This is a genomic window from Achromobacter sp. ACM03 (assembly GCF_014851665.1).
Taxonomy (GTDB): domain Bacteria; phylum Pseudomonadota; class Gammaproteobacteria; order Burkholderiales; family Burkholderiaceae_B; genus Achromobacter; species Achromobacter aegrifaciens.
The window spans coordinates 189,516-209,177 of the sequence record NZ_JACVAD010000005.1 but is presented as its reverse complement, the minus strand read 5'-3'; the positions used below and the strand labels follow the sequence as shown (position 1 = coordinate 209,177).

Sequence of the window (19,662 nt, the reverse complement as noted above, 5' to 3'; positions counted from 1 at the left end):
CCCGCTTGCGTCTAATCCCTGCACGCACTCCATAACGCGATCAAGGGGAATTCATGAAGTTTCGTTTCATCCGGGCGCTGGCAGGCGCCGCCGCCGTGGCCTTTGCCGCCCAAGCGGGCGCCCAGGCGACCGACTGGCCGCAGCATCCGGTGCGCATCGTCGTGCCCTTCCAGGCCGGTTCCGCCACCGACCTGATTTCGCGCCAGCTGGGCGCCGCGCTGTCGACGGAACTGGGCCAGCCCTTCGTCGTCGAAGCCCGTCCGGGCGCCGCGGCTGCTATCGGCAGCGCTTCGGTGGCACGCGCAACGCCCGACGGCTACACGCTGTTGATGGGCGGCCCCGCCGCCATCGTGACCAACCGCTTCCTGCAAAAGCGCCTGTCCTACGACCCCGACGCCTTCGCGCTGGTATCCATGGTGGCGTACACCCCCAACATCCTGCTGGCCAATCCGTCGCAGCCGTTCAAGACCTTGCCGGAAATGGTGGCCTACGCCCGCGCCAACCCGGGCAAACTGACCTACGCCTCGTTCGGCACCGGCACGACTTCGCACATGGCGGGCGAAATGCTCAAGTCCGTGGCCGGCATCGACATCCTGCACGTGCCGTACAAGGGCGCCGGCGAAGCCATCCCCGCGCTGCTCAGCGGCCAGGTCTCGATGTACTTCGACACCATCATGACCGGCCTGCCCCAGGCCAAGAGCGGCGCGCTGCTGGCGCTCGGCATGTCCAACGCCAAGCGCTCGGCGCTGGCGCCCGAGATTCCCACGATCGCGGAACAGGGCTACGCCGGCTACGACATCGCGCCGTGGTACGGTCTGGTCGCGCCCGAAGGCACGCCCGCTCCGGTGCTCGACAAGCTCAACCGCGCCGTCAACAAAGTGCTTGCCGATCCGGCGCTGCGCAGTAAGCTCGCGGAAGCCGGCGCGGAGCCCCGCGGCGGCAGCCGCGAGGAATTCGCCGCCTTCATCAAGGCCGAAATCCCGCGCACCAAGCAGCTGATCGATCAGGCCGGCATCACGCCGCAGTAATTTTCACTACGAGTTCCCCGTTTCCATGTCCTTACCCTTCGATTGGTCTTTCCCCTACGCATCCCGGAAGATGCCGGTCCTGGCCGCCAACGCGGTCGCCACCAGCCAGCCGCTGGCGGCCCAAGCCGGGCTGCGCATGCTGCTGGCCGGCGGCAACGCCGTGGACAGCGCCATCGCCACCGCCATCGCGCTGACAGTGGTCGAACCCGTCATGAACGGCATCGGCGGCGACATGTTCGCGCTGGTCTGGCATGACGGCCAGCTGCACGGCCTGAACTCCAGCGGCTGCGCGCCCGCCGCGTGGACGCCGGAGTACTTCGCCGGCCGCGACGCCATGCCCGGCACCGGCTGGGGCACGGTGACCGTGCCGGGCCAGGTCGCGGGATGGAAGGCGCTGTCGGAGCGCTTCGGCAAGCTGCCTTTCGCGCAGTTGTTCGAACCCGCCATCGCCTATGCCGAGGAAGGGTTCGCGGTATCGCCCACCATCGCCCGCCAGTGGGCCACGCAAGCGCCCAAGCTGGCGCAGGAGCCAGGCTTTGCCGCCGCCTTCCTGCCCGAGGGCCGTGCGCCGCAGGCCGGCGAATGGTGGCGCTTTCCCGCGCAGGGCAAGACGCTGCGCGCCATCGCCGAAAGCGGCGGCGAGAGCTTCTACCGCGGCGAGCTCGCCCGCAAGATCGCCGGCTTCGCGCGCCAGACCGGCGGCGCGCTCAGTGCCGAGGACCTGGCGGAGCACCGTCCCGAATGGGTCACGCCAATCTCGCAATCGTTCCGCGGCTACGAACTGCACGAGATCCCGCCCAGCGGCCAGGGCATCTCGGCGCTGATGGCGCTGGGCATGCTGGAACAGTTCGACCTGGAAAGCATGGGCCGCGACAGCGCGGACTACTACCACGTCAGCATCGAAGCGATGAAGCTGGCGTTCGCGGACCTGCACCACCACGTCGCCGATCCGCGCCACATGCGCACCAGCGCCGCCGCCCTGCTGGACCGCAGCTACCTGGCCGAGCGCGCGCGCCAGATTTCCATGGACCGCGCCAGCGTGCCGGTCGCGGGCACGCCCGCCACCGGCGGCACCGTGTACCTGACGGCGGCCGACGCCAGCGGCACCATGGTGTCCTTCATCCAGTCCAACTACCACGGCTTCGGTTCCGGCGTGGTGGTGCCCGACACCGGCATCAGCCTGCACAACCGCGGCCTGAACTTCGTGTTGACGCCCGGCCACGCCAATCAGGTCGCGCCGCGCAAGAAGCCGATGCACACCATCATCCCCGCCTTCGTCACGCGCGGCGGCCAGCCGCTGATGTCGTTCGGCGTGATGGGCGGATCGATGCAGGCCCAGGGTCATCTGCAAATGGTCACGCGCCTGGCGACGTTCGGCCAGAACCCGCAGGCCATGAGCGACGCGCCGCGCTTCCGCGTGGAAAAAGGCCCGGTGGTCAATGTGGAATCGCACCTGCCGGCGGACGTGGTCGACGCGCTGCGCGCACGCGGCCACAACGTCGCCGTGGCGCCCGCCGACAGTCTGGAATTCGGTTCGGCGCAGCTGATCTGCCGCCTGCCGCAAGGCGGCTACGTAGCGGCGTCCGACTCGCGCCGCGACGGCCAGGCCGTCGGCTTCTGAGTCTGGCCGGGCCCGGATCCAGGCCCGGCCCTTGACGATAAAGCCATCGCCGCCGGCCTCCGGCGGCGATCTGCCGGCGTGCCGGCGATCACCAAGACGTAGCGCCGGCTGGTGTAGACCGGCTCAAGCTCCACGCCCGTCTGCTCGCGCACCCGCCGCAGATCCGCTTTTTCCACTGCCAGGAATACCCTGCCGTCCTTGGGCAATACGGCCTCCAAGCCTTCCAGCGGCACCCGTGCGGCCGCGCCCCGCGAGTAGTAGCGCGCCGAGAACGGCAGGCTGTCGACGAAGTAGAGCTTTTCGCCGGGCGCCATCAGCGCGTCGGCCCGGGCGACAAGGTGTTTTTCCGTTTTGAGCCGCTCCGGCTTGGCCAGCAGCAAGCCGCAGAAAACAATCACCGCAATCGGCCCCAACGCCATGCAGGCCGTCGCCACGCGGGCCGGCGCCAGGGCGCGGGCGCGGCTCAGGCATGCGCCTATCGCCAAGGCCAGCGGCGGCAAGGCCGGCAGCGCGTAGGTCCACAGGATGTTGCCCGACAGGGTGAAGAAGAGCGGCGTGGCCGCGCCCCAGGCCAACAGATAGGTCCAGCGTGGCCGGCGCAGCCATCTGCCGGCCCGCCGCACCGGCCCGCGCCAGCGTCGGGCAAGCAGCCAGACGCCGAACACTCCCCAAGGCAACGACGCCACGATCCCGTCCAGCCAGATGGCGCCGTAGGGCCGGCTGTGCGCCGAGCCGTAGAGATCGCCGGTCCAGCCCGGATCCACGAAGCGCAGGACGTGCTCGCCTACGATGAAATACTGGATGAAGCCCGGCGTCTTGATCTCCGCCGCCACGTACCAGGGCAACACCAGGACCGCCGTCATCACGCTTCCCGCTGCCCATGGCAGGCGCCGCAGGCTGGCCCGGACGTTCCCATGCCAGAGCATCCAGGGCACGATGGCGCCCGCCACCAACACCACGGCCAGCGGTCCCTTGGACAACAGGCCGATCGCCACTCCCAGGAAAAATCCGTAGCGCCAGAACCCCGCCGCCGGCCCGCGCGCCAGGATGAATGACGCCATGCTCAGCGTGACGCCCAGGGCAAGGAACGGATCGGTCAACACTGCCCCGGCCGCGACCAGGGGCAGGAACATGGATGCGTACACCAGCACGGTCCATCTGGCGGCCTGTAGCGTAAACAGGCGGCGCCCCAGCGCATGAAGAATGGCAAGGGTCGCCGCCGTGGCCAGCAGCGACGGCAGCCTGATGCTGAATTCGCTCAACCCCAGCAATCGGATCGACAGCGCCTCGGCCCAGAACCCCAACGGGGGCTTGCCCCAGAACGGCACGCCCGGTGCGAACCAGGGCGTGATCCAGTCGCCCGTTTCCGCCATCAGCCTGGCGATCTCCGCATAGCGTGGCTCGGACGTGTCGGCGAATGGCACCAGGACCATCGCCAAGAGGCGCACGCCCAGTATCGCCGCCAGCCCGGCGGCCATGGTCCGCGCGCTCAGCTGCAAGCCGCATCCCTCCCATGGCCCGATGCCGCCATGCCCGCCGCTCCGCTGTGCTGCACGTCGCGCACCAGATAGACCGGCCGCTGCTTGCTTTCCATATAGGTCTTGCCCACGTACTCGCCCAACAGACCGATGGTGATGAGTTGCACGCCGCCCATGAAGGTCATCATCGCCATCAGCGAGGGATAGCCGGCGACGTCATCGCCGAACATCAGGGTCTTGAAGATGATGGCGGCGCCGAAGACCGCGCCGCCCAGGGCCGCGGCCGCCCCCAGCCCCGTCGCCCAGCGCAGGGGCGCGGTGGAGAACGAGGTGATGCCTTCCATGGCCAGGCGGAACAGCGCCAGGTAGCTCCATTTGGTGACGCCAGCGGCGCGGGGCTCGCGGTCGTAATCGATGATCCGGGTCGGCATGCCCACCCAGGCGTACAGGCCCTTCATGTAGCGGCACCGTTCGGGCAGCTGCAGCAAAGCCGTCACGGCGCGTCGGCTCATCAGCCGGAAATCGCCGGTGTCGGGCGGGATAGCGGCCTTGCTCAAGCGGCTCAGCAGCCTGTAGTAGGCATAGGCGGAAAGGCGCTTCAGGACGCTTTCCCCCGCACGGCTGCGCCGCCGCATGCTGACGACGTCGGCGCCCTCTTTCCAGGCCCGCACCATGGCGGGGATGGCCTCGGGCGGATCCTGCAGATCGGCATCCAGCATGATGACCGCGGCTCCGGCCGCATGTTCTATCCCTGCGGTCATCGCGGCCTCCTTGCCGAAATTCCGGCTCAGCCTGACCAGCTTGATGCCGCGTTCCTCGCGCAGCAGGGCCTGCAGGTATTCGGCGCTGCCGTCGCTGCTGCCGTCGTCGACGAACACGATCTCGTAGGACAGCCCCAACGTCTTCAAGACCCGCCGCAGGCGTTCGTGGCAGGCCGGCAGCACCTCCATTTCGTTGAGGAATGGAATGATGACGGATAGCTGTATCGGGCTGATTGCGCCCAGCACAGCGATATCGATATCGGGTCTGGCATTCATCGGATCGCCTCCGTAACGGACCTATTCCCGGGCCAAGGCCGGTTTCGACAGTTCAAGTTCGTCGGCGTCGTCGTTCCTGTGCGCCAGGCGGTAAAGGGCCGGCAGTACCAGCAACGTGAGGATGGTGGAAGAGATGATGCCGCCGATCACCACGGTGGCCAGCGGACGCTGGACCTCGGCGCCCGTGCCGGTGGCGATCGCCATCGGCACGAAGCCCAGCGAGGCCACCAGCGCCGTCATCAGCACCGGACGCAGGCGCGTCAGCGCCCCGATACGCACGGCCTCGGCCACGGACTTGCCTTCCACGCGCAGGCCGCTGATGAACGACAGCATCACCAGGCCGTTCAGCACCGCTACGCCGCACAGCGCGATGAAGCCCACCGCGGCGGTTATGGACAACGGTATGCCGCGCATCCACAAGGCGATCACGCCGCCGGTCAGCGCGAAGGGGATACCGGTGAACACCAGCAACCCGTCCTTGACGTTGCCGAACATCGCGAACAGCAACGCGAACACCAGCACCAGCGCCGCCGGCACCACGATCTGCAGGCGCTTGGCCGCGGATTGCAACTGCTCGAAGGTGCCGCCCCAGGAGGTCCAGTAGCCCGCCGGCACCTGCACCTTTTGCCCGATGGCCACGGTGGCCTCGGACACGAACGTGCCCAGGTCGCGGCCGCGCACGTTGGCGCTGACCACGATGCGGCGCTTGCCGTCCTCGCGCGAGATCTGGTTGGGGCCCGGCGCCAGATCGAAGGTGGCGACCTCGCTCAGCGGGATGTAGGCGGCCTGCGCCTGCCCGTCCTGCCTGGGCAGGGCAATGGGCAGCTTCTTCAACGCGGACAGGTTCTCGCGCACGGTTTCGGGCAGACGCACCACGATGTCGAAGCGCCGGTCTCCCTGAAAAAAGGTCCCCGCCTCTCGACCTCCCACGGCGATGGCCAGCGTGTCCTGCACGTCCGCCATGCTCAGCCCGTAACGCGCGGCGCGGGCGCGGTCGATGTTGACCGTCAGCATCGGCAGCCCGGTGGTCTGCTCGACTTTCACTTCCGAAGCGCCCGGTATCGTCTGCAAGACCTCGGCGATCTCTGCTGCCGTACGATTCAGCACGTCGTTGTCATCGCCGAACACCTTCACCGCCACGTCGCTGCGCACGCCCGAGATCAGCTCGTTGAAGCGCAGCTGGATGGGCTGGGAGAACTCATAGTTGCTGCCGGGAACCTGGCTGGCTTCCTCCTGGATCGCCGCCAGCAGTTCGGCGCGGGTCTTCCTGGGGCTGGGCCACTGGTCCATCTGCTTGAGCATGATGTAGCCGTCGGAAATGCTGGGCGGCATGGCATCGGAGGCGATCTCCGCGGTGCCGGTGCGGGCGAACACGCGCTCGATCTCCGGGAACTTCTGCTTCAGCCTGGTCTCCAGTTGCTTCTGCATCTCGACTGACTGCGTGAGGCTGGTGCCCGGGATCCGCAGCGCCTGGATCGCCATGTCGCCTTCGTTCAGGTTGGGGATGAACTCGCTGCCCATGCGCGCCGCCAGCACCCCGCTCAACACCACCAAGACGGTTGCTCCCGCCAGGATCAGCGGCGTGCGGCGCAGCGCGACGTCGAGCAGGGGCTCGTAGCGGCGCTTGGCCCAGGCCATCAGGCGATTCTCCTTTTCGGAGACGTTGTTCCCCATGAACAGCGCCACGGCGGCCGGCACGAAGGTCACGGACAGGATCATCGCCCCCAGCAGCGCCAGCACCACGGTCAGCGCCATGGGATGGAACATGCGTCCTTCCACCCCGCTCAGGGCGAAGATCGGCAGGTACACGACCATGATGATCAACTGGCCGAACAGCAGCGGCCTGCGGGCCTCGCGCGCGGCCGCGAACACCTCGTGGAAGCGTTCGCTGCGCGTGAGCGGCCTGCCATGGTGCGCCCGCGCGTGGCTCAGGCGCCGCACGCAGTTCTCCACGATGACGACCGCGCCGTCGACGATGATGCCGAAGTCCAGCGCGCCCAGGCTCATCAGGTTGGCGCTGACCTTGTAGCTCACCATGCCGGTGAAGGTAAACAGCATGGACAGCGGGATGATCATCGCCGTGATCAGCGCCGCGCGGATGTTCCCCAGGAACACGAACAGGATGACGATGACCAGCGCCGCGCCTTCCAGCAGGTTCTTCTTGACGGTGGCGATGGCCTTGTCGATCAGGGTGGTGCGGTCGTAGACCGTCACCGCCTGCACGCCCGCCGGCAGCGATTTATTGATGGCTTCCAGCTTGACGGACACGGCTTGGGACACCGCGCGGCTGTTCTCGCCTATCAGCATGAACACCGTGCCCAGCACCACCTCCTCGCCGTTGCTGGTCGCCGCCCCCGTGCGCAGCTCGCGCCCGATGGACACCTCGGCCACGTCGCGTATCCGGATCGCCTGGCCCTCCACGGTTGCCAGCACCACGTCGCGGATGTCGTCCATGGACCGGACCTGCCCGGGCGCCCGGATCAGGTACTGCTCCCCCTTGCGTTCGATGTAGCCCGCACCGGTGTTGGCGTTGTTCCTGTCCAGCGCGGCCATGATGTCGGTCAGCGCCAGGCCGTAGGAGGCCAGCTTCTCGGTGCTGGGCGCTACCTGGTACTCCTTGGCATAGCCGCCGATGGCGTTGATCTCGGTGACGCCGGGAATATTGCGCAGCTGCGGCTTGATGATCCAGTCCTGGATCTCGCGCAGGTCCATGGGGGTGTAGGGCGTGCCGTCGGGTTTCCTGGCATCGTCCTGCGCCTCCACCGTCCACAAGTAGATCTCGCCCAGGCCCGAGGATATCGGCCCCATCATGGGCGTCACGCCTTCGGGCAGGTTTTCCTTCGCTTCCTGCAGGCGCTGGTTCACCAGCTGGCGGGCGAAATAGATGTCGGTGCCGTCCTTGAAGATGACGGTCACCTGCGACAGGCCGTAGCGCGATAGCGAGCGCGTCTGCTGCAACCCCGGCAGGCCGGCCATCACCGTCTCTATCGGATAGGTGATGCGCTGCTCGGTCTCCAGCGGCGAGTACCCAGGCGCCCCGGCATTGATCTGGACCTGGACGTTGGTGATGTCCGGCACCGCGTCGATGGCGAGCCGGGAATAGTTGTAGACGCCGATGGCGGCCATGCCCAAGGTGACGAACAGCACCAGCCAGCGCTGCTCAATGGCGAAACGGATCAAGCGTTCAAACATGTTCCGCCCCGGCTCAGTGTGCGTGCTCGGCGCCGGCCTTGCCCAGCTCCGACTTGAGGACGAAGGTGTTCTCGACGGCATAGCGCGTACCGGGGGCAAGCCCAGACAGCACCTCTACCCGGTCATTCGAAGCCTTGCCCAGCTTCACCGGCTGCACCACAAAGCCGCCGGGCGCCTCCACGAACACGGCAGGCTGGTTGTCGATGGTCTGGACCGCGTCGGCCGCCACCGTCACCGCGGCGTCCGACATCCGCGTGACCACGTCGACGGAAACGAAAAGCCCTGGACGCCAGGCCATGTCCGGATTCTCCAGCGTGACGCGCGCAGTGGCCGTGCGCGTCTGCTGCCCCAGCAACGAGCCGATGTACGAGACCGTGCCCTCGGCCCTGCCGGCGAACGCGGCGGAGCTCACGCTGGCCGCTTCGCCCACGCGTACATCCTGCAAATCCTTGGGCGCGATCACGAATTCGGCCCAGACGGTGCGCAGGTCCGACAAGGTGAAGATGCTGGCGTTGTCGGGCAAGGCTTCGCCCAGCGCGATGTGCTTTTCCACCACCACGCCGTCAAAGGGCGCGCGGATCTCCAGGCTGCCCAGGTCCTTGGAGCGCGGCTCGGCGCCCACGGTGCGCAATTTCTGCTCCGCGTTCTGCACGGCGATTTCCGCCTCCTGCAGCGCGGTGCGGGCCGCCTGGTAGTCCTGTTCCGCTGATACCTTTTCCTGCCACAGGCGCAATTCGCGCCTGTGGGTCTGGGCGGCCAGGTCGCGCCGCTTGGCCGCCGCCAGCCATTCGCTGCGCAACTCGGACAGCGCCGAGCTGGACAAGACGGCCAGCAGTTCGCCCTTCTTGACCTGCTGGCCCAGGTCGGCCGACACGCTTTGCACCACGCCGGCCATGCGCGGCACCACGTGCGCGGTCCGGTCCGCATTGAACTTGATCTCGCCGGGGAACTGCGCCGATGTCGCCAGCGCGGCGGGCGCAGCGACCTCGGACTTGATGCCGGCCACCGCGATCTGCTCGGGCGTGAGCGCGATTTTTTCCTGTTCCTTCTCGGCCTGCTCGCCCTGCCCGGTCTCGGCATGTCCGTGCTCCGCCTCGCCTGCCGCCTGCGCCGGATACACGGACGCCAACAGCAGCGCCGCGCACAGGCCGGCCGCGGTCCACATCTTGGGGGGTTGCTTGCTCTTGTGCTTTGCCATTTTCTTATGCTCGTTTCAACGTCCGAGAATGCGGTCTATATCCGCGGAAGCCTGGTACACGGATGCCAGCACCGTCAGGTAGGCGATGTTTCCGTCGGAGAGGGTGCGCTGCGCGTCCAGCACTTCCAGGAAGCCGAACTTCCCCGCCTCGAAGCCTTTGCGCGCAGCCTCATAGGCCTGGGTGGCCCCCGGCAGCACGGCGCTCCGATACTCGCGCGCGGAACCCGCTGCCAGATCGAATCGGGTCACGGCCTGCAACAGCTCTCCCATCAGGCCGGATTCCAGCTCGCGGTATTGGTCCCGCGCCTTGTAGGCCTGCATGGTGGCGGCGTAGACATTGCCCTGGTTGCGGTCGAAGATCGGCAGCGGAATGGACACGCCAAGCTGGGCCTTGTCGCGGCCCGCTTCGTTGTCGCGGGCCACGCCGGCGCTCAGCGTGATGTCGGGATAGCGCTTGCTCTTCTCGACTTCCAGCTGCGCCTGCCCCAGGTCGACGGCAAGCTTGCCGCCCTGCATCCTGGGCGATGCGGCCAGGCCTGCCCGCAACTCGTCTATCGACGCCCGTTCCGGCAATGCGTTCAGATCCGCGCCCACGCTGGCAAAACCCGGCTCTGCTTCGCCCCACAGCAGGCCGAGCTTGCGGCGTGCGCCCAGCAGCGCAGCCTCGGCCGCGCGCGCCTCGATGCGCGCGCTGGCCAACGCGACCTGGGCCTTGCTGCCCTCCAGCGGCGGCGCCTTGCCCGCGGCCACGCGCCTCTCCGCCAGCCGCAAGGCGCCGCTGGCGATATCCACGGTGCCGCGCGTCACGCGCACGGACTCCTGCGCCACCGCCACATCGAAATAGGCCGCGATGACTGCCGCGCGCAGGCCGGCCCGCGTGTCCGCGACGCCCTGGCGCGCCATGTCCCTGGACAGCTCAGCCGCCTTGACCCGCGCGGCGCGCTTGCCGCCGGTTTCCAGCGGGACGTTCAACATGGCGGTGGTGGTGCGCGTGGCCGATTGCGTGTCGTCCACGCTCACGTCGATGGAAGGGTTGGGCAGCACGCCCGCCTGCGTGAGCAGGCCCTCGCTCGCCGCGGCCTCGTTCTTCGCCGCGGCAAACCCGGGATTGCGTTCGAGCGCCGCGGCCAGGGCGCGCTCCAGCGTCAGCACGGCGCCGTTCTCGCTCTGCGCCGTGGGTACGGAAGTTCGGGCTGCGCCCGCGTTCTGCGCGGATGCGGCAGCAGACGCGGCGATCATCGAGGCCGCCAGGATCAGCGGCATAGCGGATACATGCATGGTTCAACCAGGAAAGGGGCGAGCCGGCAATGTATCCAGACGGGTTCGTCAATCGAGCGACAGAAAAATGACATTTCCGTAAGGTTCGCGGCCTTACGAAAACGTAATCAGGGCGTCGGCGAATTGACGGGCATGGGTCCGTAGAGTGTCACCGTCGCTACACAAACAGCGTGTATGCGCCTGACGCAACACCGCGACCGGCGCCGCGCTCAACCTGGGAGATATCCATGAAGATCAAAACCGTTACCGCTGCCCTCGCCCTGGGTTCCGCCCTGGCCCTTCCTTTTGCCGCCAGCGCATCGAGCACCTGGCACCAGACCAACACGGAGATCGGCTACGCCATCGCGCCGGACCACGCCGTCAGCGGCAAGACGCGCGACGAGGTGAAGACCGAATTGGCCGTGGCCAAGTCCGACCCGAAGCAGTGGTTTCTGACCAATCTGAACGCCGCCAAGCCGGGCTGGGCCAAGCAGGGCACCTCCCGTACCCGCGCCGACGCGATGGCGGAGCTGGAAGCCATGACGCCGGCCGAACGCGCCCGCCTGGACGAGATCTACACCCCGGGCTGAGCGCCGGGCCCGTGGCGCACGCGCCCCGCGTGCCCGCCGGCGCTGCGCAGGGCGGCTGGGCCGCCCTGTTTGCGTTTATTCCCCAGAACGATTCCGCCTAGAATAGACGCAGCATCCGAGGACTTCCGCGCACTCTTTTTATTTCCGCTGACATGAAAGTACTCGTAATCGAAGACGAAAAAAAACTCGCCGAGTACTTGCGGCGAGCGCTGACCGAACACAACTACGTGGTCGACGTGGCCCAGGACGGCGTCACCGGACTGCATCTGGTGCGTGAAAGCCAGTACGACCTGGTCCTGCTGGACGTGATGCTGCCCGCCATGGACGGCTTTTCGGTGCTGGCCGAGATCCGCAAGACCAGCCGCGTCCCCGTCCTGATGCTGACCGCGCGCGACAAGCTCGAAGACCGCGTCAAGGGCCTGCGCGACGGGGCCGACGACTACCTGGCCAAGCCTTTCGCCTTGTCGGAACTGCTGGCCCGCGTGCTGGCGCTGGGCCGGCGCAGCGGCCACGGCCAGATCGAGACCATCGCCCAGAACGTGCTGCGCATCGACGGGCTGGAACTGGACCTGCTGCGCCGGCGCGCCAGCCGCGACGGCGTGCGGCTGGACCTGACCGCCAAGGAATTCACCCTGCTGGCCCTGCTGATGCGCAAGCAAGGCGAAGTCCTGTCGCGGCTGGAGCTGGCCGAACAGGTGTGGGACATCAACTTCAACAGCAACACCAACGTGGTCGAAGTCGCGATCCGCCGCCTGCGCGGCAAGGTCGACGAACCCTTCGACAAGAAACTGCTGCACACCGTGCGCGGCATGGGCTACGTGCTGGAACCGCGGAGCGACTGATGCCCGGGCAGCGCCCCAAATCGCTGCACCGCTGGCTGTCGCGCTGGCTGGCGATCCAGACTTTCATCGCGCTCGGCCTGGTATGCGCGGTGGTCTATTACGCGACCAACCTCAACCTGGCCAGCCGCCAGGAAGCCTTGCTGCAGCAGAAGGTCGAGGTCGTACGGCACCTGGTCGAAGAAAACGCCGCCAGCCAGGACTCCACCCGCTTGCGCCACAAGCTCAGCGACTTCTTCTATGGCCGCCCCGATTTTTCGCTGGTGTTGGAGATCGACGGCGAAAAGGTCTACTACGGCAGCCCCATCGCCGGCGACAACGACTTCAAGCATGAGCGGCGCATCGCTTTCACGCTGCCCTTTCCCGGCGCGCCCGGCGACGCCATGAACGCCGAACTGGTGCTGGACATCTCCAGCGATATCCTCCTGCGCAAGGCGCTGGCCTGGACCTTGTTCGCCTGCGCCCTGGCCGGCGCCATCGTCGTGGCGGCGGTCGGAACCCTGCTGGTGCGCAGAGGGCTGGCGCCGCTGGACGCGCTGGGCAAGCAGGCCGCGCAGCTAGCCCCGGACCGCATCGGCGAACGGCTCGACGAAAGCGGCCAGCCCTGCGAGATCCGGCCCCTGGTGCGCCAGTTCAACGCCGTGCTGCAGCGGCTGGAGCGCGCCTACGTGCAGATGGAGGGATTCAATGCCGACGTGGCCCACGAGATGCGCACGCCACTCGCAACGCTGATCGGCGAGACCGAGCTGGCGCTGAGCACGCGCCCGTCGCCGCAGGCCTTGCGCGAAACGCTGGGTTCCAACCTGGAAGAACTGCAGCGCCTCTCCAGCATCGTCAACGACATGCTGTTCCTGTCGCAGGCCGACCGCGGCGCGCAGGCCCGGGGCAGCTGGCAGGCCAGCCTGGCCGCCATCGTCCAGGAGGTGACGCAATACCACGAGGCCGAGGCCCTGGACGCGGGGGTCGATATCGCGGTAGTGGGCGATGCGTCGGCCCAGGTCGATCGCGCACTGTTCCAGCGCGCCGTGTCGAACCTGGTCTCGAACGCGGTGCGCTATGCCGCTTCCGGCAGCGTGATCGAGGTCGATATCTCCCGCGGCGACGCTGGCGAAATCCTGATCTCCGTGCGCAACACCGGCGAACCCATACCGGAAGAACATCTGCCACGGCTTTTCTACCGCTTCTACCGCAGCGACACCTCCCGCGAATTCGATGCCAACCATCATGGACTGGGATTGGCCATCGTCGCCGCCATCGCCCGCATGCACGGCGGCCGCAGCTACGCCAGATCGGCCAACCGGACCACCGCCATAGGCTTCAGCATCGCGGCGGCCGACAGTACAAAAACCTGATTGGCGCTGTGGAAGCGCCCGGGCATGGACAATCTGTACCGCGGATCGCAGGAGCCGGACGTCTTCAGCCTAAAGTACGGCCGGTCCCCCGAAAGGCGGAAGCGGCCCGGCCTCAGTCCTCTTCGACGAACGCTTCTTCGCGCTTCTTGCGGATGTTCGGCAGCGCGACCAGCACGACCAGCACCACTGCCGCGCCCAGCAGGGAAGCAGATAGCGGCCGCTCAATGAATGTCGTGAAATCGCCGCGCGACAACAACAGCGCGCGGCGGAAGTTCTCTTCCATCATCGGGCCGAGCACCAAGCCAAGCAGAAGCGGCGCGCCCTCGCAGCGCAGCTTGCTCCAGATGTAGCCGACGACCCCGAAGAAGGCCGTCATGTACAAATCGAAGGTGTTGTAGTTAAGCGAATACACCCCAATCGTGCAGAACACCAGAATCGCCGGAAACAGGACGCGGTAGGGAACCTTGAGCAGCTTGACCCAAAGCCCGACCAACGGCAGGTTGAGGATGACCAGCATCAAGTTGCCGATCCACATCGATGCGATCAGGCCCCAGAACAGGTCGGGATGGCTGGTCATGACCTGGGGGCCGGGCTGGATATTGTGGATGGTCATCGCGCCCACCATCAGCGCCATCACCGCGTTGCCCGGGATGCCCAACGTCAGCAAGGGGATGAACGACGTCTGCGCCCCCGCATTGTTGGCCGACTCCGGCCCGGCCAGGCCGGCCGGGTGGCCTTTGCCGAAACGCCCGGGTTCCTTGGACAGCTTCTTTTCCAGAGTGTAGGAAGCGAAGGCCGACAGCACCGAGCCGCCTCCGGGGAGGATGCCCAGCATCGATCCGACCGCGGTGCCGCGCACGATCGCGGGCGCCGCTTCGCGGACCTCCTGCCGGTTGGGATACAGCGAACCCACCTTGTCCGTGATCTCGACCCGCTTGTCCTTCAGTTCCAGGTTGTTCATGATCTCGGCAAAGCCGAACACACCCATCGCCACGATCGCGAAATTGATGCCGTCCTGCAGCTCCGGGATGCCGAAGTCATATCGGGCGACGCCCGAATTGACGTCCGTGCCAACCAGGCCGAGCAGCAGCCCCAACAGGATCATGCAGATCGCCTTGACCAGCGAGCCCGAAGCCAGCACCACCGCCCCGACCAGGCCCAGCGTCATCAGCGAGAAGTACTCGGCCGGCCCGAACTTGAACGCGACCTCGGCCAGCGGCGGCGCGAATGCCGCGATCAGCATGGTGGCCACAGAGCCCGCGAAGAAGGAGCCGATGGCGGCCAGCGACAGCGCGGCGCCGCCGCGGCCGTTGCGGGCCATCTGGTGGCCGTCGAGCACGGTGACGACCGCCGATGTCTCGCCTGGCAGGTTGACGAGTATGGCGGTGGTCGAGCCGCCGTACTGTGTCCCGTAGTAGATGCCCGCCAGCATGATCAGCCCCGCAACGGGCGGCAGCACATAGGTGATCGGCAGCAGCATCGCGATGGTGGGCACAGGGCCCAAGCCAGGCAACACGCCCACCAGCGTGCCCAGGACGCATCCCAACAGCGCATACAGCAGGTTCTCCGGCGTGAACGCCACGGAGAACCCCAGCATGAGGTTATCGATAAGTTCCATCCCCGCTCCTTGGTGTTTTTATCGTCATACGAAAATAGATCGTAGTGCGATATAAAAAGCCAAGGAACCCGGGTTTTTACGGACTGGAGATCGGTGAGATCAGGGCGGATCGGCGCGCTTGAACGCTGCGCGCGCCATCCGCCGTGGCGCGCAAGAAGGCCATGCCGCTGACGCGGCAAAGCCGTCCCGTCACATCGGCTTCAGGTCGACCTCTTTGGCGATCTTGCCAAAGGTTTCCAGGTCGCTCTGCACACGGGCCGTGGTCTCGGCCGGCGTGGACACGCGCGGAATCATCGCCAGGTCCAGCAGGCGCTGCTTCATTTCCGGCTTGGCGAACTCGCGCGCCAGGGCCTGCTGGATCTTGTCGACGATCTCGTCCGGCGTGCCCTTGGGCGCGGCCAGGCCGAACCAGGCGACCGCGGAGAACCCGGGCAGGCCGGCTTCTGGCGCGGTGGGCACATCGGGCAAGGCCGCCACGCGTTCCGGGTTCGTGACGAACAAGGGCCGCACCTTGCCTGCCTTGATGAAGGGCGTCTGCACGCCGGTATTGTCCAGCACCGCGTCGATGTGGCCGCCCAGCAGGTCGTTCATGGCCGGGCTGCTGCCCTTGTAGGGCACGATGTTGACCTGCATGCCGGCGGCGCGCGCAAACATGAGTTGGGTCAGGTGTTGCTGGGTGCCCAGGCCGGCATTGCCGAAGGTGATCTTGTTCGGGTTCTTGCGGCCGTAGTCGATGAATTCCTTGAGATTCTTGGCGGGGAATTCATTGTTCGTGACCACCACGAAAGGCAGGTCGACCAGTACCGTGATCTGCTTGAAGTCTTCCAGCGGCTTGTAGCGCAGCTTGTAGACGTAGGGATTGACGGCCATGGTGCCGCTGGCGGTCAACGCCAGCGTGTAGCCGTCCGGCTCGGCGCGCGAGACGAACTCAGTGCCCAGCACGCCGCCCGCGCCCGGCTTGGCCTCGACGATGGCCGGCTTGCCCAGTTCAGTCTGTAAAGCCTGCGCGGCGAAGCGCGCCAGCATGTCGGCGGACCCGCCCGTCGCGTAGGGCAGGACGATCGTGATCGGCTTGCTGGGATAGGCGTCCGCGGCCATCGCGGGCGCGGCGATCCCGGCCGCCAGACAGGCAGCGGCCAGAGTTTTCAGATGCTTGACCATCAATGATTTCCCCTCGTGGTGTATCGACTGCGCTTGCACCCGGGGAAGATTAAGCGGTCCCGCGTTATATGGCTAATCAACAATTAAAATAGATCTCTATCACCAATGTTGATAATCACCCAGGACTGCGATGCTGACCTCGATGGACTTGAACCTGCTGCGCATCTTCGATGCGGTCATGACCGAACGCAACGTCACGCGCGCGGCCTCCGCGCTGCACATGACGCAGCCCGCGGTCAGCAACGCCATCAACCGGCTGCGCCTGACCTTGAAGGATCCGCTGTTCGTGAAGATCCAGGGCGGCGTGCTGCCCACGCAGCGCGCCGAACTGCTGTGGCCCCCGATCCGCGACGCGCTGGCCCGCATCGCCGACACGCTGGAGCGCAACGATTTCGACCCGGCGCGTTCCGAGGCCGTGTTCCGCATGGCCATGTCCGACTACGTGGCGGACCAGGTCATCCGGCCGCTGTTCGTGGAGCAGCAGACGGTGGCGCCCAATGTCCGCATCCATCTGCATCCCTACTCGCTGGACAACGCCGGCGTGCTGCTGGAAAAAGGCGAAGTCGACATGGCGGCGGGCGTGTATTCGAACTTCGGCTCGTCCCTGCGCACCCTGCCGCTGGAAACGCTGACCTACGTCTGCGCCATGCGCAAGGGCCACCCGCTGCTGGCGCAGCCGCGCTTCACGCTGGACAGCTTCCTGCGCGCGCGCCATCTGATGGTCAGCCTGCTGGGCACGCCGACCCTGATCGACCATGAGCTCGCGCCCCACGGCTACAAGCGCAACGTGGTGCTCACCATCAACCAGTTCGCCCTGGCGCCGCGCCTGCTGGCCGAAACCGACCTGATCTGCGTGGTGCCGCTGAACACCGTGCGCAACAGCCCCTACAGCCATCTGCTGGAAGCCGTCGAGGCGCCCTTCCCGTTCGCGCCGCGCACGGTCAACCTGATCTGGCACGAACGCTCGGACAACATCCCCGCGCATCGCTGGCTACGCGAAGAGATACTCAAGGTCTGCCAGGCGCAAGGAATGGTGTTCGACCAGGCGCAGCCGGCAGAGTCCCATCCGTACTGATCCGTACCGACAAGTCATTCACAATAGTGATAATCACTGATACCAATCTTTGATTGGACCGAATGATGGTGCGTCAATAGCATTCTGGTCATCCCACTCCCGGCGCCTTGCGCGCCAGCATCCTGGAGACCAGCGTGACCCAGACCGCATCCGCCCCGGGCGCCCGCCGTTTTCGCGTCGGCTTCGACGTAGGCGGCACGTTCACCGATTTCACCCTGCTCGCCGAGCACACCGGTGAACTGCATTATTTCAAGGTGCCTTCGACACCGCACGATCCGTCCGAGGCCATCCAGACGGGCCTGGCCCATCTAATCCGCGAACACGAGATCGCCGGCTCCGAGCTGGCGCACGTGGGCCACGGCACCACGGTGGCCACCAACATGGTCATCGAGCGCAGGGGTTCGCGCTGCGCGCTGGTCACCACCCGCGGCTTTCGCGACGTGCTGGAGATCGGCCGGCAGACACGCCCCCATCTGTACGACTACAACGTCACCAAGCCGCAACCCCTGGCGCCGCGCGAGTGGCGCTTCGAAGTGACCGAGCGCGTCGGCGCCGACGGTTCCGTGCTGCAGGCGCTGGACGAAGACGAGGTGGTGGCGGTGGCGCGCGAGCTGGCCGCAGCCCGCGTCGAATCGGTTGCCATCTGCTTCATGCACAGCTACCGCAACGATGCCCACGAACGCCGCACCCGCGACATCCTGGCCGAACACCTGCCGGGCGTCTATCTGAGCGTGTCCAGCGAGATCCTGCCTGAGTTCCGCGAATATGAACGCATGTCCACCACCGCGCTCAATGCCTATGTCGGCCCGCGCATGGCTGGCTACATGCGCAACCTGGTAAGTTCGGTGCGCGCCATGGGCGTGGCGGCCGAGCCGACCACGGTGCATTCCAATGGCGGTCTGATGTCGGTGGAATCGGTGCTGACGGCTCCGGTGCGCACCTGCGTTTCGGGCCCCGCCGCCGGCGTGATCGGCGCGACCGAACTGGGCCGCGTGGCTGCGCTGCCCAACCTGATCACCTTTGACGTGGGCGGGACCAGCACCGACGTGTCGCTGGTGGCCGAACTGCGGCCGTTGTTCACCTCCAGCCGCCTGGTGGCCGACTATCCGGTCAAGACCCAGATGGTGGACGTGCACGTCATCGGCGCGGGCGGCGGCAGCATCGCGCGCATCGACGACGCGGGCGCGCTCAAGGTCGGCCCGCAGAGCGCGGGTGCGGTGCCCGGCCCCATCGCCTACAACCGGGGCGGCCAGGTCGTGACCATCACCGACGCCCACGTCGTGCTGGGCCGGCTGAATCCAGTCGCGCTGCTGGAAGGCCGCATGGCCGTGCATGCGCGCCAGGCGCGCGAGGCGCTGGAGGCGCAGATCGCCCGCCCGCTGGGACTGAGCGTGGAAGAAGCCGCCTACGGCATTCTGCGCATCGCCAACTCCAACATGGCGCGCGCGGTACGCGCGGTCTCCACCGAACGGGGCCATGACATCCGCAAGTTCGCCCTCTGCGCCTTTGGCGGCGCGGGCGGCCTGCATGCCGCCGAACTGGCGCGCGATTGCGGCATCGGCACCCTGCTGATTCCGCAGGAGCCGGGCACCATGTGCGCGCGCGGCATCCTGCTGTCCGACATTTCCATGGACTTCGTGCAGACGCTGATGGCGCACGCCACCGCGGACAGCTGGACCGCCGTGCGGCAGGCGCTGGAAGCCCTGGCCGGCAAGGCGCGCGCCTGGCTGTCCAGCGAAGGCGTGAACGACTCGGAGCAGCGCCTGTCCGCCGTGATCGACGCGCGCTACCAGGGCCAGAACTTCGAAATCGCCGTGCCGCTGGATGGCATGCAGCTGATGCCGCTGGATGCGTTCGTCGCGGCATTCAGCGCGGCACACGTGCGCGAGTATGGCTATGACGCCGCCGGCCGTCCGGTGGAGATCGTCAATTGCCGGGTGCGCGCCATCGGCCTGGTGCCACGCGCGCCCCTGGCCCGCGTGCAAGGCGGCGAAAGCGTGGCCGGCGCCCTGAAGGAACGCCGCAACGTGTACTTCGAAGGGGCGGGCTGGGTGGACACGCCCATTCTGCGCCGCGCCCTGCTGCCGGTGGGCGTGCCCGTGGACGGGCCGGCCGTGATCGAGGAAATGAGCTCGACCACCGTCGTGCTGCCGGGCCAGCAGGCGCGCGCCGACGAATACGGCAACCTCGTCGTCAACCTCAACAGCTAAGGCGTA

Annotated in this window: 14 protein-coding genes; 7 read left to right on the top strand and 7 right to left on the bottom strand. The window is 66.9% G+C overall.

Annotated elements, in window-relative coordinates; genetic code table 11:
- The first annotated feature begins 53 nt into the window (after positions 1-53).
- Both IB257_RS22610 and ggt read left to right on the top strand, forming a co-directional pair.
- Entirely contained in the window at positions 54-1,028 is a 975-nt protein-coding gene (locus IB257_RS22610; RefSeq protein ID WP_054453478.1) for a tripartite tricarboxylate transporter substrate binding protein, read from the top strand.
- 25 nt (positions 1,029-1,053) lie between these two features.
- Positions 1,054-2,649 carry a gamma-glutamyltransferase gene (gene ggt, locus IB257_RS22605; protein WP_225589085.1) on the top strand — a complete coding sequence of 532 codons (1,596 nt, stop codon included), beginning with the start codon at positions 1,054-1,056 and terminating at the stop codon, positions 2,647-2,649.
- Here ggt and IB257_RS22600 read toward each other — a convergent pair.
- From IB257_RS22600 to IB257_RS22580, 5 genes are read right to left on the bottom strand one after another with little or no spacing between them, the layout of a single operon-like run.
- Entirely contained in the window at positions 2,598-4,148 is a 1,551-nt protein-coding gene (locus IB257_RS22600; RefSeq protein ID WP_192492857.1) for a glycosyltransferase family 39 protein, read from the bottom strand. The genes ggt and IB257_RS22600 overlap by 52 nt on opposite strands.
- A complete protein-coding gene (locus IB257_RS22595; protein ID WP_192492856.1) occupies positions 4,139-5,164 on the bottom strand; it encodes a glycosyltransferase family 2 protein in 1,026 nt (341 codons plus the stop codon). Before IB257_RS22595 ends, IB257_RS22600 begins: the two co-directional genes overlap by 10 nt.
- A 21-nt stretch (positions 5,165-5,185) precedes the next feature.
- Positions 5,186-8,356, bottom strand: a complete 3,171-nt coding sequence (locus tag IB257_RS22590; RefSeq protein ID WP_192492855.1) for a CusA/CzcA family heavy metal efflux RND transporter — start codon at positions 8,354-8,356, stop codon at positions 5,186-5,188.
- A gap of 13 nt (positions 8,357-8,369) precedes the next feature.
- The gene (locus IB257_RS22585; protein WP_119449590.1) at positions 8,370-9,554 is read right to left on the bottom strand and encodes an efflux RND transporter periplasmic adaptor subunit; all 1,185 of its coding nucleotides are present in this window, start codon (positions 9,552-9,554) and stop codon (positions 8,370-8,372) included.
- A 15-nt stretch (positions 9,555-9,569) separates the two neighbouring features.
- Entirely contained in the window at positions 9,570-10,832 is a 1,263-nt protein-coding gene (locus IB257_RS22580) for a TolC family protein (protein WP_192492854.1), read from the bottom strand.
- Between the two features lie 227 nt (positions 10,833-11,059).
- Between IB257_RS22580 and IB257_RS22575 the strand changes: the two genes are divergently transcribed.
- The 3 genes from IB257_RS22575 (at position 11,060) to IB257_RS22565 (ending at position 13,592) form a co-directional block, all read left to right on the top strand.
- Entirely contained in the window at positions 11,060-11,401 is a 342-nt protein-coding gene (locus IB257_RS22575; protein WP_175161644.1) for a DUF4148 domain-containing protein, read from the top strand.
- Between the two features lie 152 nt (positions 11,402-11,553).
- Positions 11,554-12,243 carry a heavy metal response regulator transcription factor gene (locus IB257_RS22570; protein ID WP_192492853.1) on the top strand — a complete coding sequence of 230 codons (690 nt, stop codon included), beginning with the start codon at positions 11,554-11,556 and terminating at the stop codon, positions 12,241-12,243.
- The gene (locus IB257_RS22565; protein WP_192492852.1) at positions 12,243-13,592 is read left to right on the top strand and encodes a heavy metal sensor histidine kinase; all 1,350 of its coding nucleotides are present in this window, start codon (positions 12,243-12,245) and stop codon (positions 13,590-13,592) included. Before IB257_RS22570 ends, IB257_RS22565 begins: the two co-directional genes overlap by 1 nt.
- 112 nt (positions 13,593-13,704) lie before the next feature.
- Here IB257_RS22565 and IB257_RS22560 read toward each other — a convergent pair whose 3' ends face one another.
- Together IB257_RS22560 and IB257_RS22555 are read right to left on the bottom strand one after the other, a co-directional pair.
- Complete coding sequence (locus tag IB257_RS22560; RefSeq protein ID WP_054453493.1) at positions 13,705-15,210, bottom strand: tripartite tricarboxylate transporter permease; 1,506 nt, start codon at positions 15,208-15,210, stop codon at positions 13,705-13,707.
- Between the two features lie 189 nt (positions 15,211-15,399).
- Positions 15,400-16,371 carry a tripartite tricarboxylate transporter substrate binding protein gene (locus IB257_RS22555; protein ID WP_192492851.1) on the bottom strand — a complete coding sequence of 324 codons (972 nt, stop codon included), beginning with the start codon at positions 16,369-16,371 and terminating at the stop codon, positions 15,400-15,402.
- 130 nt (positions 16,372-16,501) lie between these two features.
- On the opposite strand from IB257_RS22555, the gene IB257_RS22550 reads away from it, so the two are divergent.
- On the top strand, positions 16,502-17,446 hold the full coding sequence (locus tag IB257_RS22550; RefSeq protein ID WP_054453496.1) for a LysR family transcriptional regulator: 945 nt from the start codon (positions 16,502-16,504) through the stop codon (positions 17,444-17,446).
- A gap of 134 nt (positions 17,447-17,580) precedes the next feature.
- Positions 17,581-19,656 (top strand): hydantoinase/oxoprolinase family protein, encoded by a 2,076-nt coding sequence (locus tag IB257_RS22545; RefSeq protein ID WP_192492850.1) that lies wholly within the window; start codon positions 17,581-17,583, stop codon positions 19,654-19,656.
- The last annotated feature ends 6 nt before the right edge of the window (positions 19,657-19,662 follow it).

Excerpts from the sequence above, each read along its gene's own strand:
- IB257_RS22575 (WP_175161644.1), top strand. The coding sequence starts at position 11,060 with ATGAAGATCAAAACCGTTACCGCTGCCCTCGCCCTGGGTTCCGCCCTG.
- IB257_RS22565 (WP_192492852.1), top strand. The coding sequence starts at position 12,243 with ATGCCCGGGCAGCGCCCCAAATCGCTGCACCGCTGGCTGTCGCGCTGG.
- IB257_RS22570 (WP_192492853.1), top strand. The coding sequence starts at position 11,554 with ATGAAAGTACTCGTAATCGAAGACGAAAAAAAACTCGCCGAGTACTTG.
- IB257_RS22595 (WP_192492856.1), bottom strand. The coding sequence starts at position 5,164 with ATGAATGCCAGACCCGATATCGATATCGCTGTGCTGGGCGCAATCAGC.
- IB257_RS22610 (WP_054453478.1), top strand. The coding sequence starts at position 54 with ATGAAGTTTCGTTTCATCCGGGCGCTGGCAGGCGCCGCCGCCGTGGCC.
- IB257_RS22585 (WP_119449590.1), bottom strand. The coding sequence starts at position 9,554 with ATGGCAAAGCACAAGAGCAAGCAACCCCCCAAGATGTGGACCGCGGCC.
- IB257_RS22555 (WP_192492851.1), bottom strand. The coding sequence starts at position 16,371 with ATGGTCAAGCATCTGAAAACTCTGGCCGCTGCCTGTCTGGCGGCCGGG.
- IB257_RS22560 (WP_054453493.1), bottom strand. The coding sequence starts at position 15,210 with ATGGAACTTATCGATAACCTCATGCTGGGGTTCTCCGTGGCGTTCACG.
- ggt (WP_225589085.1), top strand. The coding sequence starts at position 1,054 with ATGTCCTTACCCTTCGATTGGTCTTTCCCCTACGCATCCCGGAAGATG.
- IB257_RS22550 (WP_054453496.1), top strand. The coding sequence starts at position 16,502 with ATGCTGACCTCGATGGACTTGAACCTGCTGCGCATCTTCGATGCGGTC.
- IB257_RS22580 (WP_192492854.1), bottom strand. The coding sequence starts at position 10,832 with ATGCATGTATCCGCTATGCCGCTGATCCTGGCGGCCTCGATGATCGCC.
- IB257_RS22590 (WP_192492855.1), bottom strand. The coding sequence starts at position 8,356 with ATGTTTGAACGCTTGATCCGTTTCGCCATTGAGCAGCGCTGGCTGGTG.